The sequence below is a fragment of the Nocardia sp. JCM 38205 genome (assembly GCF_058222935.1).
This window is the reverse complement of sequence record NZ_JBYHFL010000002.1, coordinates 156,863-173,333: the sequence shown is the minus strand read 5'-3', so window position 1 is coordinate 173,333 and position 16,471 is coordinate 156,863. Positions and strand designations below refer to the sequence as shown.

Genomic DNA, 16,471 nt, shown 5'->3' with positions numbered 1-16,471 from the left:
CGATGACGCGGTGCAGCGCGGGCGATGCCGTCGGGGCCGGGTGCGCCGGGCGCCTTCAGCGCAGCAGATGGTCGACCACGCGCCGATAGCGCTCCGGGTCGATCGAGGGCAGGCCGAGCAGGGCGCGCAGGTAGACCCCGTCGCCGACCAGGCGGATCAGGTCCGCGCGCACCGGATCGTCGATCTCGTCGTCCAGGCCGTCGGACCAGGAGGTCATCATCTCGGCCAAGGCCTGCTGGACGGCGTCGGCCTCCGGGCCCGCATTGGCGTCGACGGTGCGCATGGTGGCCAGCATCGATCGGTACAGCTCGAGCTCGAGTGCTTCGTCGGCGGAGTCGGGGTTCGGGATCTGGAGATACCACTGCGCCACCGAACCGCCCGCGGCCACCGAATCTTCCAGTTGGGTGCGGGCCCGTTCGGTGAGCCGCCGGACCAGTCCCGCGAGCAGGGCGTCCTTGCTCTTGAAGTGGTAGAGCAGCCCGCCCTTCGAGACGCCGGCGGTGGCGGCGACGTTCTCCAGGGTCACCTGGGACATGCCCTTGTCCAGCACCAGTGTTTCCAGGGCGTCCAGGATGCGGTCGCGGGTGGTGGTTGTCACGGAATTCACTATACCGGCTGGACGGTAATGTTCGGTACTATACCGTCTGGACGGTAAGAATCACGAACGACGGAAGTCGAGAAGGATCATGGACATCACCACCGGGATCGGCCCCGACCTGCGCGACACCCCACCCCGCGCCACCACCCGGGACTGGATCGGCCTGGCCGTGCTGGCCCTTGCCCTGCTGCTGCTCGCGGTCGACGCGACCGTCCTCGATATCGCGGTGCCCGCCATCAGCGCCGATCTGGCGCCGAGCACCACCCAGCTGCTGTGGATCATCGACGTCTACTCGTTCGTGCTCGCCGGCCTACTGGTGGTGATGGGCAACCTCGGCGACCGGATCGGCCGGCGCAAGCTGCTGCTGATCGGCGCGGCGGGCTTCGGGCTCGCCTCGCTGCTCGCGGCCTGGTCGGTCAGCCCGGAGATGCTGATCGCCGCTCGCGTACTGCAGGGCATCACCGGCGCGACCCTGATGCCTGCCACCCTCGGCCTGATCCGCGCGATGTTCCTCGACCCGCGTCAGCGCACCTTCGCCATCGCGGTCTGGGGTGCCATGGCCGGTGGTGGCGCCGCGGCGGGTCCGCTGCTGGGCGGCTGGCTGCTCGAGCACTACTGGTGGGGTTCGGTGTTCCTGGCGAACCTGCCGGTGATGCTGGTGTTGGTCGCGCTCGGACCGCTGCTCATCCCGGAATCGAAGGACCCGAACCCGGGCCGCTTCGACATCCCCAGCGCGGTGCTGTCGATGCTGGCGCTGGTGCCGTTCGTGTACGCGGTCAAGGAATTCGCGGCGCACGGTGTGCGCGCGGTGCCGATGGTCGCCGGTGTGGTCGGCGTTGTCGCGGGCGTGCTGTTCGTGCGCAGGCAGCGCACCATCGAACAGCCCATGCTCGACCTGCGACTGTTCGCGGTGCCGCAGTTCCGCACGGCGGTGCTGACCAACCTGCTCGCGGTCTTCGCGCTGGCCGGCGTGCTGTTCTTCGGCTCGCAGTACCTGCAACTGGTGCTCGGCCGCTCGCCGATGCAGGCGGGATTGCTGCTCCTGCCGGGGCTCGCGGCAAGCGTCGTCGGCTCGCTGCTGGCCGCCGTACTCGTGCAGCGCTGGCGGCCGACCGCGGTGCTCGGTGGATCACTGGCCGTGGCGGCGGTCGGTGCGGCGCTGTTCTGCTGGCTGACCGCCGACGCCGCGACCGGGATCGTGCCGTTCGTGCTCGGCTTCGGCCTGATCGGCACCGGCGTCGGCATCGCGCTGACGGTGTCGTCGGATCTGGTGGTCAGCTCGGCTCCGGTCGAGCGGGCCGGTGCGGCGGCGGCGATTTCCGAGACCGCCTACGAAACCGGTATCGCGCTCGGTGTGGCGCTGCTCGGCAGCGCGGTGATGGCGGTGTTCCGCAATGGGCTCGACCTGGCGGCGCTGCCGTCGGAGGCGTCCGGCGCGGCCGCCGAATCGCTGGGCGGTGCGGCGGAACTGGCGCGGCAGCTACCGGAGGCGGCCGGCTCGGCGCTGCTGACGTCGGCACACGAATCGTTCGTCACCGGCATTCACCTGGCCTCGGTCGGCATCGCGGGCATCCTGCTGGTGGCGGCGGTACTTGCGTTCCGCTCGCGGGCCGCGCGGAGCTGACGGGGGAGTCGTCGCGCTGAACCGCTCATCGGGTGACGTGGTGAGCGTCCTGTCCGACCGGTCGCGCTCACTTCGTCCGGGGCCGGGCGAGTTCGGTGCGCTGAGTACGGCCGCGCAACGTCACCGACTCGCCCAGCTTCCACTGCGCTGCCTCCTCGGCATCGGCGGAGGCGACGGTGGATGCCGAACTCAGCAGCAGCCCCGGATCCTGTTTGGCCAGCTCGCACAGGCGCGCGGCCTCGTTCACCGCATCACCGATGACGGTGAACTCATAGCGCTGATGCGCGCCCACATTGCCTGCGACCACCCGCCCCGCGGCCACCCCGATGGCGGCGGAGAAGTCGGAGGAGTGCGCGTCGAGCCGGACGCGGATGGCGCGAGCACACGCCAGGGCCGAGCCCGCCGCATCGGGCAGCGGTGCCGGGGCGCCGAAAATCGCCAGCGCCGCATCACCTTCGAATTTGTTGACCAGCCCGCCGTGGCGTTCCACCTCGTCGACCACGATGGCGAAGAACTCGTTGAGGATGGCGACGATCTCGGCGGCGGGGCGGGTCGCGGTCAGGGTGGTGGAACCGATGATGTCGATGAACAGCGCCGCCGCCTCGCATTCCTGGCCACCCAATTGCGGATTGCTGCCGATGGCGGCGACCGCGACCTCGTGGCCGACGTGCCTGCCGAACAGGTCGCGGATCTGTTCACGTTCCCGCAGCCCGTGCACCATCCGGTTGAATCCGCTTTGCAGCTCGCCCAATTCGGTGCCGTCGTAGACGGTGACCGCCACATTCAGGTCGCCGCCCTCCACCTGCCGCAGCGCCCGGCGCACCCCGCGGATCGGCGCCACCGTCGCGGCCGAGGCCTGCATCATCAACAGCATCCCGAATATCAAAGTGGCGCCGCCGAGGGTCAGTACGCAGACCGCCATGCGTTCGGTGCTGACGTCGAAACCGGTCAGCGACAACAGCGCCACCACCATCGACAGCGCCACCGGGACGGCCGAACCGAGCAACCACATCAGCATGGTCCGCCCGAAGACGCCGATGCTGTGGATGACCTGCCCCGGAGCGGCGTCGAGCACCCGCGCCGTCACCGAACGCAACGCGAACTCCGCGATCAGATAGCTGTTGGCGCACACCACGATCGCGCTGAACCCGATGCCGAGCACGATCTTCGGGATCAATGCCGGATCGGCGAGCCCGTAGAGCAGGCTCAGCACCACGGCACCGCCGAACCACAGCCATGCCTGCTGGCGCACCAACCGCCGCGGCACCCGCACGGCCGCGCGCTGTTCGGCCTCGGTGGGCACATGTTCGGGATCGGTCGCCCAGCGCAATGTCCGCAGCCCCGATACCGTTCCCCACAGCAGGCCGACGACCACCGCCAGCACCGCATACAGCGGCGCGGCGATCGCATTGAGCGGCAGCAGCCGCAGGGTGAAGATGGTCGGCCCCGGCAGCACGAACCCGATCAGCACGATCGCCACCGCGATCCCGATCAGGTTGGCCCCGATCAAGGGAATCGTCAGTAGCAGCTGAATCCGCACCCGCCGGATCCCGGACTTCTCATCTGCGGGCCCGAGCAGTCGCGAACCCCACGGTTTGGAACCGAAGGCTTCGGGCGTGAGCTGGCTATCGGGCATGGTTGGCAGCGTATGCGCTGGTGCGCGCCCGCCAGGCCGGTCGGCGCCGTCGGCGGTGAGACCGGACAAGTGCGCCCCCGTCCCGTTGTGAACCGCCCCGGATCCGCCCGATGAACGGCGCCGCCGCTGCCGGGCTCTCATAGTTCGCCCCCGAGGCCACCGTCGGTTCGGGCGTGTGCTCGCGGCCACGGCTCGGGTCCGGGGCGGACGGTGCTCAGCGACCGGGCGGCAGTTCACGCGGGCCCGACGGTCCGGGCAGCTCCGGGCTCTGCCGGCCGGGCAGTTCATCGTGGGTGGCGGACGGCAGCCCGTACCCGGAGGCCGAGGCCTGCGGCAGTGCCGAGTAGCGCGGATCGGTGGAGTAGCGGGGGTCGGTGGTCGGGTAGTAGTGCGGCACCTGGGGGTCGACGGCCGCGGCGGCGATGCGCTGAGCGTGCCAGTACTCCGGCGTGCCCGGCGTCAGCTGGTACCCGGGCGGCACCTGGTAGCCCACCTGCGGGGCGGCTTGGGCGGCCGAGTCTTCGGAGTCGACGGTGACCTTGCGGGTGCGGCGCAGCGTGAAGGTGATCTCCTCGACCTCTTCGAACGCCTGGCGCGCGGTACGCAGCGGATGGGTCGCTGTATCGATGGCGTTGGCGACGAAGGAGGGGACCAGCGGGCGGATCCAGCGGGCGGCGGTGTCGGTGAACGGCACCTGACCGATCAGCGGAAACTCCAGTCCGCCACCTGCACCGGAGCGTTCGGACCGGTCGGGCGCTGCCGTCGGCACCGCGGGGGCGAGGGGGCCCGGTGCCGGGGTGATCGCGTTCGCGCCGACCGGGGCGGGCAGATTCGTCGGGGTGGCGATCCCGTCGTGCGACACGGTGGGGTCCTTTCGGTCGGCGGCCGGAGTTCCGGCCGGTAGTTCGGCGGTCGCGCCCGCGCCGACGGCCCGGCGCGGGGGTTCGGTGATGCCGATCTCCAGGCCGCCGATGGCGGCGATGACGCGGGTGCGCTGGCGTTCCCGGTCGATGGCGGTATCGGCCTCGACGGCCAGCCGGGCGGCGGTGAGCTGTTGATCGGCGCGCAACCGCTCGGCCTCGGTGCGCACTTCGGCTCGCTTCACCGCGATGGCGGCATCGGCGGTCCGCTCGGCCCGGTCCCGGATGGTGTCGGCGGCCAGCCGCCGGTCCTGCGCGGTTTCCCCGCGCCAGCGTCGCAGGATCAGCGGCAGCAGCGCGAGCAGCACGAACGCGGTCGCCGTCAGCAGCCGCAGCAGCAGGGCGCCGGCGTGGGCGGTGGTGTGGTCGTGCATGGCGACCCAGCGCGCGCCGAGTCCACGGTCGGCGGCGGCGAGGGCGGCGGTCTCGGCGGCGTCGACGCGCACCTGCGCATCGGTGACGGCCTGGTCGAGTGGTGCGATCCGGTCCAGCGCGGCGGCGTGCTTGGCGCGGGCGTCGGCGAGCATGTCGTCGGCGGTCTGTGATTCCGGTCCGCGCCCGGGGACGCCGGTGATCCGGGTCTGCGGGCATTCCGGGGTGGGGTTGTATTCGCAGCGCGCGGTGATGAGGGCCTTGTCGATATCGGCCTGCGCCTGCGCGATCGTCTGGTTCAGGTTGGAACGGTCGGCGCGGGCCCGGTCGAGATCGGCGCGGGCGTCGCGCACGGACGGCACCGAGGCCGCCGCGGCCGCTGCGCGTTCGTCCAGCAGCCGGTCGACGGTGCCGCCGAACAGCAGGGTCGAGGCCAGTTCCGCCAGCAGCACCCCGGTCAGTGCGGCCACGACCACCCGCCCGATCGAACCGCGCCGGTCGCCGGTCTCGCCGTCGCGGCGCAGCACGGTTTCCGGGTCGACCGTGGCCAGCGCCTTGCCGATGGCGCCCGCCAGCAGCACGACGATCACCGCCGCCGCGATCACACCGAAGGCAGGCCATCCCGACGCCGCACCCGCCGCACCGGTGACCGCTCCCGCGACCACCGCGAACAGCACGACCACCGCGCCGGTGAGCGCGTATGCACTGTGTTCTCGGCTGTCGTCGATATCAGGCCGGGCGCCGGCCCTGTCCCCGCCGAGCCAGGTGAGCATGCCGATGACGGTCATGGGATTCCCACATCCTCTATGTCCGAGTCCTTGTCGCGCTTGGCCCCGATGTTCGCGCGCAGCTCGCTTCTCGACTGCCACGGCGATCGCCCGCGCGTGGCGAAAGTGTCACGGATTCGTTGTCACAGCGTGACAGGCGATCTGCCGATCCACCGAGCGCGGAGCGGGCGATGTGGTCAGCCTCACAGCAGGCGTCGATGTCGCCGACGGCGGAGATCGGCGGGGCGGACCGCCGCGCGCGCGGATCCGATGCCGCAGGTAGCGCCCTATGTGCCGAAGACCGCGCTGCCGCAACGAGATCCGGACCGGCGTCACACGCGGCCGAGACCACGATCAGATGTGTCGAAGACCACTCGGGCGCCGTTTGCTGCAAGTGTGCTGAAGCGCACATCGGGTAAAACAGGCCGGACGGTCGGATCATGTTCTGTGCTCGTCACAACGCTGTCGGAAATATCTCATCGGCCCGCGCAATGGTTAGCCGCACCACGAATGGTTTGTCCGGCTCCGGCGCGGGGAAATCTGCTTCGATGCAGGTGAAAGCGGGTGTTCGAGCGCAATGGCGCGCTCGGTCACCCTCCGGAAAGCCCCCTGACAACCCCCTCCGACCTGCACGGAACGGGATCGATCAGTGCCCGGATGCTGCTTTACACTGGACGACGCGCACACGTGGAGGACCTGAATGAAGAAGCCCAGCTAGACCTGGTTATTAGCGAAACCTAAGTTGGTTGGGCTCGGGACCTGACTTATCGTTTGCTCTTACGCCGAACACAGAATGTTCGGTGCCCGAACGCCCGTACAGGCACCCTGACCCGGTGCCGAGCGTAGCGGGCACAACCCCGCGCGGCGGTAAGGAACACGTAAGCGTTCCGTTACCACCGAGCACCCCTACTGCATAACAGGAGCGGGTGGACAACTAGAGACGTGACTGCACCCAGCGGCGAGCGCCGCGAATCGGATACAGGGAACCATCAGCGCGGCTGGCTTCCCGAAGGTACCGGCGCAGTCTTGACGGAGGCGTTCGACAGGCCGTCTTCGACGGCCGCCCGAATCGAGGGCCGACTTTCTTGAAGGCAGAGGCATGACGCAACTTCCTGGCCACAGGTCACCTGGACCCATCGGTCTCTACGACCCGGCGAACGAGCACGACGCGTGTGGCGTCGCCTTCGTCGTGGACATGCACGGCCGCCGCAGCCGTGACATCGTCGACAAGGCCATCACCGCCTTGTTGAACCTGGAGCACCGTGGTGCCGCGGGCGCCGAGCCCAACAGTGGTGACGGCGCAGGCATCCTGATCCAGGTGCCGGACCGGTTCTTCCGTGCCGTGGTCGACTTCGAGCTGCCGCCGGAGGGCTCCTACGCCACCGGTATCGCCTTCCTGCCGCAGGCCCGTCGCGAAGCCGCCGTCGCCGCGTACGGCGTGGACAAGATCGTCAAGGAAGAGGGCCTCGCCGTCCTCGGCTGGCGTGAGGTGCCGATCGACGAGTCCTCGCTCGGCGCACTCTCGCGCGATGCCATGCCGACCTTCCGGCAGATCTTCATCGGTTCCCCCGCCGACGGCGAGCAGCTGTCCGGGATGGACCTGGAGCGTCGTGCCTACGTCATCCGCAAGCGGGTCGAGCGCGAGCTCGGCAAGTCCGGCGCCGGTGAGGGCGCGGTCGGCCGCGAGTCGGTGTACTTCCCGAGCCTGTCCGGGCAGACCTTCGTCTACAAGGGCATGTTCACCACCCCGCAGCTGCGGGCGTTCTACCTCGACCTGCAGGACGACCGGGTGGAGTCGGCGCTCGGCATCGTGCACTCGCGCTTCTCCACCAACACCTTCCCGTCCTGGCCGCTGGCCCACCCGTTCCGCCGGGTCGCGCACAACGGTGAGATCAACACCGTCAGCGGTAACGAGAACTGGATGCGCGCGCGTGAGGCGCTGCTGCGCTCCGATGTCTTCGGCACCGACTCCGCGGGCAAGAACCGGCTGGAGAAGATCTTCCCGGTCTGCACCCCCGGCGCCAGCGACACCGCCCGCTTCGACGAGGTGCTCGAGCTGCTGCACCTGGGCGGTCGCAGCCTGCCGCACGCGGTGCTGATGATGATTCCCGAGGCCTGGGAACGCAACGAGACCATGGACGCGAAGCGACGCGCGTTCTACGAGTACCACTCGATGCTGATGGAGCCGTGGGACGGCCCGGCGTCGGTGTGCTTCTCCGACGGCACCGTCATCGGTGCGGTGCTCGACCGCAACGGCCTGCGCCCCAGCCGCATCTGGGTCACCGACGACGGCCTCGTCGTCATGGCCTCCGAGGTCGGCGTGCTCGACATCGATCCGGCCAAGGTGATCAAGAAGGTCCGCCTGCAGCCCGGCCGCATGTTCCTGGTCGACACCGCGCAGGGCCGCATCGTCGGCGACGACGAGCTCAAGGATCAGCTCGCCTCCGAGCACCCGTACCAGGAATGGCTGGACGCGGGCGTGAGCCGGCTGGCCGATCTGCCCGACCGCCCGCATGTGCACATGTCGCACGACCGGGTGCTGATCCGGCAGCAGATCTTCGGCTACACCACCGAGGAACTGAACCTGCTGATCGCGCCGATGGCCAAGACCGGCGGTGAGGCGCTCGGTTCGATGGGCACCGACACCCCGATCGCGGTGCTGTCGAGCCGGTCGCGGCTGCTGTTCGACTACTTCTCCCAGCTGTTCGCGCAGGTCACCAACCCGCCGCTGGACGCGATCCGGGAAGAGGTGGTCACCAGCCTCAAGCGCAATATCGGTCCGGAGGCCGACCTGCTGCATCCGAGCCCGGAATCCTGTAAGCAGATCGCCATCGAGCAGCCGATCCTGGACAACGACGAGCTGGCCAAGCTCGTGCACATCAACGACGACGGCTCGCACCCCGATCTGCGTTCGGTGGTCGTGCGCGGCCTGTACCCGGTCGCCGAGGGCGGCGAGGGTCTGCGCAGGGCGCTGGCCGCCATCAACACCCAGGTCTCGGCCGCCATCGACGGCGGCGCCCGCATCATCGTGCTGTCCGACCGTGAGTCCAACGAGAAGCTGGCGCCGATCCCGTCGCTGCTGCTCACCTCGTCGGTGCATCACCATCTGGTCCGCGAGCGCACCCGCACCATGGTCGGGCTGGTCGTCGAGGCCGGTGACGCCCGCGAGGTGCACCACATGGCGATGCTCGTCGGCTTCGGCGCGGCGGCCATCAACCCGTACATGGCCTTCGAGTCCATCGAGGACATGATGGAGCGCGGCGCGCTGGAGCTGCCGGGCAGCACCGGCGATCACGCCGCCGATTTCCGCAAGGCCGTGGCCAACTACAACAAGGCCGCGAGCAAGGGTGTGCTGAAGGTGATGTCCAAGATGGGCATCTCCACCCTGGCCTCCTACAACGGCGCCCAGCTGTTCCAGGTGATCGGCCTGGATCAGGGCCTGGTCGACGAGTACTTCACCGGTCTGCGCTCGCACCTGGGCGGTATCGGCCTCGACGACATCGCCGACGAGGTCGCGGCCAGGCACCGGATCGCGTTCCTGGAGAACCGCACCGAGCGCGCGCACCGCGAGCTCGAGGTCGGCGGTGAATACCAGTGGCGGCGCGAGGGTGAGTACCACCTGTTCAACCCGGACACCGTGTTCAAGCTGCAGCACTCCACCCGCACCGGGCAGTACTCGATCTTCAAGGAGTACACCAAGCTGGTCGACGACCAGTCCGAGCGGCTGGCCTCGCTGCGCGGCCTGTTCAAGTTCAAGTCCGGCGAGCGCGCGCCGATCTCGATCGACGAGGTCGAGCCCGCCAGCGAGATCGTCAAGCGGTTCTCCACCGGTGCGATGAGCTACGGCTCCATCTCCGCCGAATCGCACGAGACCCTCGCCATCGCGATGAACCGGCTCGGTGGCCGCTCCAACTCCGGTGAGGGCGGCGAGCATCCGGCTCGGTTCGAGGTCGAGGAGAACGGCGACTGGCGCCGCAGCGCGATCAAGCAGGTGGCCTCGGGTCGTTTCGGTGTCACCGCGCACTACCTGACCAACTGCACCGACATCCAGATCAAGATGGCCCAGGGCGCCAAGCCCGGTGAGGGCGGTCAGCTGCCCGCGCACAAGGTGTACCCGTGGGTCGCCGAGGTGCGGCACTCCACGCCCGGTGTCGGCCTGATCTCGCCGCCGCCGCACCACGACATCTACTCGATCGAGGATCTGGCCCAGCTGATCCACGACCTGAAGAACGCGAATCCGCAGGCGCGGATTCACGTGAAACTGGTCGCCGAGCCCGGCGTCGGCACCGTCGCCGCCGGTGTGTCCAAGGCGCACGCCGATGTGGTGCTGATCTCCGGCCACGACGGTGGCACCGGCGCCTCGCCGCTCACCTCGCTCAAGCACGCGGGCGGTCCCTGGGAGCTCGGCCTGGCCGAGACCCAGCAGACGCTGCTGCTCAACGGTCTGCGCGACCGCATCGTGGTGCAGGTCGACGGCCAGATGAAGACCGGCCGCGACGTGATGATCGCCGCGCTGCTCGGCGCCGAGGAGTACGGCTTCGCCACCGCGCCGCTGGTGGTCTCCGGCTGCATCATGATGCGGGTGTGCCATCTGGACACCTGCCCCGTCGGTGTGGCCACGCAGAACCCGATCCTGCGCCAGCGCTTCACCGGCAAGCCGGAATTCGTCGAGAACTTCTTCATGTTCATCGCCGAAGAGGTGCGCGAACTGCTGGCCTCGCTGGGCTTCCGCACGCTGGACGAGGCCATCGGCCGGGTCGACCTGCTCGACACCAGCAAGGCCAAGCAGCACTGGAAGGCGGCCAAGCTGGACCTGTCGCCGATCCTCGACGACGTCGAGACGGCGTTCATGTACCAGGACCGCCGCTGCACCAAGACCCAGGACCACGGGCTGGACAAGGCGCTGGACAACGAGCTCATCGCCCAGTCGGCCGATGCGCTCGAGCGCGGCAAGCCGGTCAAGTTCGAAACCAAGATCACCAACGTGAACCGGACGGTCGGCACCATGCTCGGCCACGAGGTGACCAAGCTCTACGGTGGCGCCGGCCTGCCCGACGACACCATCGACATCACCTTCACCGGTTCGGCGGGCAACAGCTTCGGCGCGTTCGTCCCGGCCGGTATCACCCTGCGGGTGCAGGGCGATGCCAACGACTACGTCGGCAAGGGCCTGTCCGGCGGCCACATCGTGGTCCGCCCGGCGCCCACCGCGCCGCCGGAGTTCGTGGCCGAAGAGAACATCATCGCCGGCAACGTGATCCTGTTCGGCGCGACCAGCGGCCTGGCGTTCATCAACGGCATCGTGGGTGAGCGGTTCGCGGTGCGTAACTCGGGCGCCACCGCGGTGGTCGAGGGCGTCGGCGATCACGGTTGTGAGTACATGACCGGCGGCAAGGTCGTCATCCTCGGTGAGACCGGCCGCAACTTCGGCGCCGGTATGTCGGGCGGTGTGGCGTTCGTCTACAACCCGAACGGCACCTTCGAAGCGAAGGTGAACCCGGACCAGGCCGATGCCATCGAGCCGCTGTCCGGCGACGACTTCACCTGGCTGCGCGACATCATCACGCAGCACCGCGACCAGACCGGATCGGCTGTGGCCGAACGCATTCTGAGTGACTGGTCGCAGCAGGTGAACCACTTTGTGAAGGTTATGCCACGCGAATACAAGAAGGTGCTGCTCGCTATCTCCGAGGCTGAGAAGAGCGGCAAGGACGTGGACGAGGCAATTATGGAGGCTGCTCGTGGGTGACGCGCAGGGATTTTTGAAGCACACCTCGCGTGAGCTGCCCAAGCGGCGTCCGGTGCCGCTGCGACTGATGGACTGGAAAGAGGTCTACGAGGAGAACTTCTCCCACGAGACCCTCCAGCGTCAGGCCAGCCGGTGCATGGACTGCGGTATTCCGTTCTGTCACAACGGTTGTCCGCTGGGCAACCTGATTCCGGAATGGAACGACCTGGTCTACAAGGACCGCTGGCGCGACGGTATCGACCGGCTGCACGCGACCAACAACTTCCCGGAGTTCACCGGGCGGCTGTGCCCGGCGCCGTGTGAGGCGTCGTGCGTGCTCGGGATCAACCAGGACCCGGTGACCATCAAGCAGGTCGAGGTCGAGATCATCGAGAACGCCTTCGACGAGGGCTGGGTCGCCCCGGTGTACCCGACCCGGCTCACCGGTAAGAAGGTCGCCGTCGTCGGTTCCGGCCCGGCCGGTCTGGCCGCCGCCCAGCAGCTGACCCGCGCCGGTCACACCGTGACCGTGTTCGAGCGGGCCGACCGCATCGGTGGTCTGCTGCGCTACGGCATCCCGGAATTCAAGATGGAGAAGCGCTTCATCGACCGCCGCCTGGCGCAGATGGAGGCCGAAGGCACCATCTTCAAGACCGGTGTGAACGTCGGTGTCGACATCACCGCCGACGAACTGCGCGAGCAGTTCGACGCGATCGTGCTGGCCGGCGGTGCCACCCAGGCCCGCGACCTGCCGATTCCCGGTCGTGAACTGGACGGCATCCATCAGGCGATGGAGTTCCTGCCCTGGGCCAACCGGGTGCAGCACGGCGATCCGGTCACCGACGCCGAAGGCCTGCCGCCGATCCACGCCCGCGGCAAGAAGGTCGTCATCATCGGCGGTGGCGACACCGGCGCCGACTGCCTCGGTACCTCGCACCGTCAGGGCGCCGAGAGCGTGCACCAGTTCGAGATCATGCCGCGTCCGCCGGAGGAGCGCGCCAGCTCCACCCCGTGGCCGACCTACCCGCTCATGTACCGGGTGTCCTCGGCCCACGAGGAGGGTGGCGAGCGGGTGTTCTCGGTGAACACCGAACGCTTCGTCGGCAAGAACGGCAAGGTCACCGGCCTCGAGGCGCACGAGGTGAAGATGGTCAACGGCCGCTTCGAGAAGGTCGAAGGCACCGACTTCACCCTCGAAGCCGATCTGGTGCTGCTGGCCATGGGCTTCGTCGGCCCCGAGAAGCCGGGCCTGCTCACCGACCTCGGCGTCGGCTACGACCAGCGCGGCAACGTCCAGCGTGACAAGAACTGGGCCACCAACATCCCCGGCGTCTACGTCGCCGGCGATATGGGTCGCGGCCAGTCGCTGATCGTGTGGGCCATCGCCGAAGGCCGCGCCGCGGCGTCCGCGGTGGACACGTTCCTGGAGGGTGAGACCGCCCTCCCGGCGCCCATCACCCCGACGATGGTCGCCCAGCGCTGAGCCGATAACAGCCGAAAAGGCGTTGTGCGGGATGTTCCTGCACAACGCCTTTTTGCGTTCTGGGGTTTCGCCCGGTGATCGAAGAATCCCGCGCGGTGCCCGATCGTTTCGGTTCCCGAAACACAAAGGGTGCGCAGGCAATATGCCTGCGCACCCTTACGGTGTCGATTCAGCTCAGGGCTGGCCGGTCGCGAACGCGATCAGCGCGTCCAGGAACGGCTGGCCGCCCATCACGTAACCACCGATGACGGCGCCTGCCGGGATGGTGATGATCCACAGGAACGGCACGAAGCAGCCGATCAGTGCACCGATGGCGATGCCGGGCAGGTTCTTGTTGACCTGCTCCATCAGCCGGTCGTAGGAGCTGATGTCCTTCAGGTTCGAGACGTCCTTCAGCTCGGCGCTGTCCTCGGGCGTCATGGTGGCGGCCAGCGTGACGGTGCGGCCGTCGGCGCTGATCTCCTCTTCCACCGCGATCGGCAGGCCCGCGACCTCCGAGCGCAGCGGCACCTGGTCGACGGTCGCGCCGTCCTCGGACTTCAACAGCACGGCCGAGCCGTCCGCGGCGACCTCGAACCGGCCCTTGTCGACGGCCCAGGTGATGGTCTTGTCAGAAGGGGAAACGGTGGTGTTGTAGTTGATACCCTGCACAACACCGGAAGTCGCGTCCCCCGAGGTCACCACGGCCGACTCGTTCGCCACAGCGGGCTGACCATTGGCAGTGGCCGCGGTGATCCCCACCGCGGTGACGGCCATGAAAACGGCAGCAGTGATCTTTCCGAACTTCATTCTGTGAATTCCCTCCGCTTTGCCCGTCCCCCATGAACGGACACACGGTGACCCTATCGCGCGCAATTCCTTGCGCTGCAAGAGGGTTGAACAGCGGCGGAATATCGCATTTGCTGATTCTCTTCCGCCGCAGGCATATTCGGCTGCCGGAATTCGAAACTCGAGGCTGTCGGCTCTTTCCGGGGATCGCTATGTGTGTGCTGAAGCTCCCGGGGGTGATGGCTCCTCCGCCGGGGTCGAGAGAGCGGACCGTGCCGGCCGGGTGGGGAATGAGTGGTTTCGGCGTGGGCGGCCCTCGACCGACATGCCCGGTGCGCGCCGCCTGCCGCCATACGGCACAGTAGGGGTGTGCAGCTGATTCTCGTTCGCCATGCCCAGCCCGTCCGGATCGAGCAGGTCGAGGGGGCGGCGGATCCGGGGCTGGCCGGGGTGGGGGTGGAGCAGGCCGAGCGGGTGCCCGCGGCGCTGGCGCATCATCGGATCGCGCGGGTGGTGAGCAGTCCGCAGCGCCGGGCGCTGGAGACCGCGCGGCCGACGGCGGCGAAGCTGGGACTCGAGGTCGAGGTGCTCGACGGGCTGGCCGAATACGACCGGGACCTGCCCGCGTACATCCCGATCGAGGACGCCAAGGTGGAGTTCCGGGCCGAATACGATCGGATCAAGGCCGGTCATCTGCCGACGGTGATCGACGAGCCCGCGTTCAAGTCGCGGGTGCTGGATACGATCACCGATATCGCGGTGCGCGCCGACCACACCGATACCGTGGTCGCGTTCGCGCACGGTGGGGTGGTCAATATCCTGCTCCAGGACATTCTCGGCCTGGCCCGCCCGCTGACGTTCCCGATCGACTACTGCTCGATCACCCGGATCCTGTTCTCTCGCACCGGACGGCGCACCGCCGCCACCATCAACGAGAACGGGCACGTCTGGGAGCTGCTGCCGCGCAACATCAAGGCCTGACCCACACGGCCATTCCCAGCAGACTGCCAGCTCGGTCCCACCGCTGTCCCAGCGTCGGCGGCTTTCCTGGAGTTCGTGCACCGCGGACGCGGTTCATGTTCCGGGAGAAAGGGATTGACGTTGCACTCCACGAAACTGTCTTCTGTTCGACGGATCGGCCTTCGGGTCGCGGTGGCGGGTGCGCTCGCCGCGGTACCGGTGGCGGCGGTCGCTGCCACCGCATCGGCCGAGGCGCCGAGCGCAGCCACCACCCAGGTCGCCGAGGCGGCTGCCCCGGTCGCGGCGAGCGCCGATGAGGTGAGTCGACCGGGGCTGCACCTCGGGGAGCACCGCGATGGTGAGCGTCGCCTGTACCTGGACGATCACCGCCCCGGCGGCCCGGGCCCCGACGGTTCCGGACCGCGCATCCTGCATCGGGTGCTGCCCGGCGCTACCGGTTCCTTCGGTAGCAGCTAGCGGCTGCGCACACGACTGCGGCCACCGACCCGGCAGTGCCGAGTGGGTGGCCGCAGGGCGGGGCCGCTGATCACGCCATGCGCGCGAACCAGTTGTGCATCCAGGAGATGGCGGTCTGCCCGCCGCCCACCTGGTAGGTGCCGTAGCTGGTGTGGGCGTGCGACTGGTAGAAGTCCTCCAGCTCCTTGATCCGCTGCTGGTTGGCGGATTCGGTGAGCTGGGCCTGCAGGGTCGGGATGCCGCCGTTCGCCATCAGATCGTTGATGATCGCACCGGCTTCCAGCTGGTAGCGCCACATGTTCGCGGGATTGGCGTCCGAGCTCTGCGCCAGGAATCCGGCGAACCGGGTGACGAAATCGTCCGAGGCTGTCGCGCAGTAGAGGTCGTCGACGGCGCAGATGGTGCGCACCCGGTCGTGGATCCAGCCGAAGCCGCCGACCCGCGGCCCACCGCCACCGGCACCACCCGCGTGCGGACCGACCTGGATATCGTTCGGCGAGCGCCGCGGATCCGAGATCAGGCCGACGCCGGCGATCCGGCTCGGCGGGACGACTCCGACGCCGGTGCCGATCTCCGCGGCGAGATCGCCTGCGGCGTCGGCACCCTGGCTGTAGCCGACCAGGCCGATCTTGGTGGCACCGCACCGCTGTGCCATCGCGCCGACGAGCCCGCGCGCCTTATCGGTGGCCTCACGCTTGGACTGGCCGTAGACATCGCCCTCCCACGGGAAAGCGGTGGCGGCGTAGGTGACGTAGTCGACCTTCGTCTCCGGGCCGAGCCCGTTGGTCACGCCGGACAGCATGCCGGGCTGTGGCTTCTTGTCATGGCCGGTTTCCCAGGTGCCGGGAATCGCCACCACGTACAGACTCGGGCATCCGGGTGCGGCCGTTGCCACGGCGTTACCTCCGACAACCAACCCGGATGCGATCGCCACGCACGCGCCGAGTGCCGCGGCAACCTTCTTGAACTGCATACTGCTCCAGTCAACCCATCGCCCCTGATCAGGGCGTTCCCGTACACGCTGTCGCTACGATGCTGAACTCGCCGGATGGCGCACCGGTGCACACGAAGTGAACACCATTCCACCCGTCGAGTGCGCACACCCGGATAACATCCGAGGCCCCGACGCACACACCGC

10 protein-coding genes are annotated in these 16,471 nt (G+C 68.6%); 5 read left to right on the top strand and 5 right to left on the bottom strand.

The features are described 5' to 3' along the window. Positions 1-55: 55 nt before the first annotated feature. The gene (locus AC4HOU_RS07590; protein WP_163816616.1) at positions 56-598 is read right to left on the bottom strand and encodes a TetR/AcrR family transcriptional regulator; all 543 of its coding nucleotides are present in this window, start codon (positions 596-598) and stop codon (positions 56-58) included. Positions 599-686: 88 nt separating this feature from the next. On the opposite strand from AC4HOU_RS07590, the gene AC4HOU_RS07585 reads away from it, so the two are divergent. After that, positions 687-2,222 (top strand): MFS transporter, encoded by a 1,536-nt coding sequence (locus tag AC4HOU_RS07585; protein WP_490724302.1) that lies wholly within the window; start codon positions 687-689, stop codon positions 2,220-2,222. A 67-nt stretch (positions 2,223-2,289) separates the two neighbouring features. Here AC4HOU_RS07585 and AC4HOU_RS07580 read toward each other — a convergent pair whose 3' ends face one another. After that, a complete protein-coding gene (locus AC4HOU_RS07580; RefSeq protein ID WP_163816620.1) occupies positions 2,290-3,858 on the bottom strand; it encodes an adenylate/guanylate cyclase domain-containing protein in 1,569 nt (522 codons plus the stop codon). Between the two features lie 214 nt (positions 3,859-4,072). Then, positions 4,073-5,938, bottom strand: coding sequence for a DUF4407 domain-containing protein (locus AC4HOU_RS07575; RefSeq protein WP_490724301.1), 1,866 nt, complete (start codon positions 5,936-5,938; stop codon positions 4,073-4,075). Positions 5,939-7,016: 1,078 nt separating this feature from the next. On the opposite strand from AC4HOU_RS07575, the gene gltB reads away from it, so the two are divergent. Both gltB and AC4HOU_RS07565 read left to right on the top strand, forming a co-directional pair. Further along, positions 7,017-11,666: a glutamate synthase large subunit gene (gene gltB, locus AC4HOU_RS07570; protein ID WP_163816624.1), complete on the top strand. Its 4,650-nt coding sequence runs from the start codon at positions 7,017-7,019 to the stop codon at positions 11,664-11,666. Next, complete coding sequence (locus tag AC4HOU_RS07565) at positions 11,659-13,128, top strand: glutamate synthase subunit beta (RefSeq protein ID WP_163816626.1); 1,470 nt, start codon at positions 11,659-11,661, stop codon at positions 13,126-13,128. Before gltB ends, AC4HOU_RS07565 begins: the two co-directional genes overlap by 8 nt. A gap of 174 nt (positions 13,129-13,302) precedes the next feature. On the opposite strand, the gene AC4HOU_RS07560 is transcribed toward AC4HOU_RS07565, so the two are convergent. Continuing rightward, a complete protein-coding gene (locus AC4HOU_RS07560) occupies positions 13,303-13,917 on the bottom strand; it encodes a DUF8020 domain-containing protein (protein WP_178128302.1) in 615 nt (204 codons plus the stop codon). Positions 13,918-14,265: 348 nt separating this feature from the next. Between AC4HOU_RS07560 and AC4HOU_RS07555 the strand changes: the two genes are divergently transcribed. Together AC4HOU_RS07555 and AC4HOU_RS07550 are read left to right on the top strand one after the other, a co-directional pair. After that, a complete protein-coding gene (locus AC4HOU_RS07555) occupies positions 14,266-14,877 on the top strand; it encodes a histidine phosphatase family protein (protein WP_194989600.1) in 612 nt (203 codons plus the stop codon). Between the two features lie 114 nt (positions 14,878-14,991). Next, positions 14,992-15,333, top strand: coding sequence for a hypothetical protein (locus tag AC4HOU_RS07550; RefSeq protein WP_163816719.1), 342 nt, complete (start codon positions 14,992-14,994; stop codon positions 15,331-15,333). Between the two features lie 70 nt (positions 15,334-15,403). Here the strand turns inward: AC4HOU_RS07550 and AC4HOU_RS07545 are convergent, their stop codons facing one another. Beyond that, entirely contained in the window at positions 15,404-16,306 is a 903-nt protein-coding gene (locus AC4HOU_RS07545) for a cutinase family protein (protein ID WP_163816717.1), read from the bottom strand. Between the last annotated feature and the right edge of the window lie 165 nt (positions 16,307-16,471).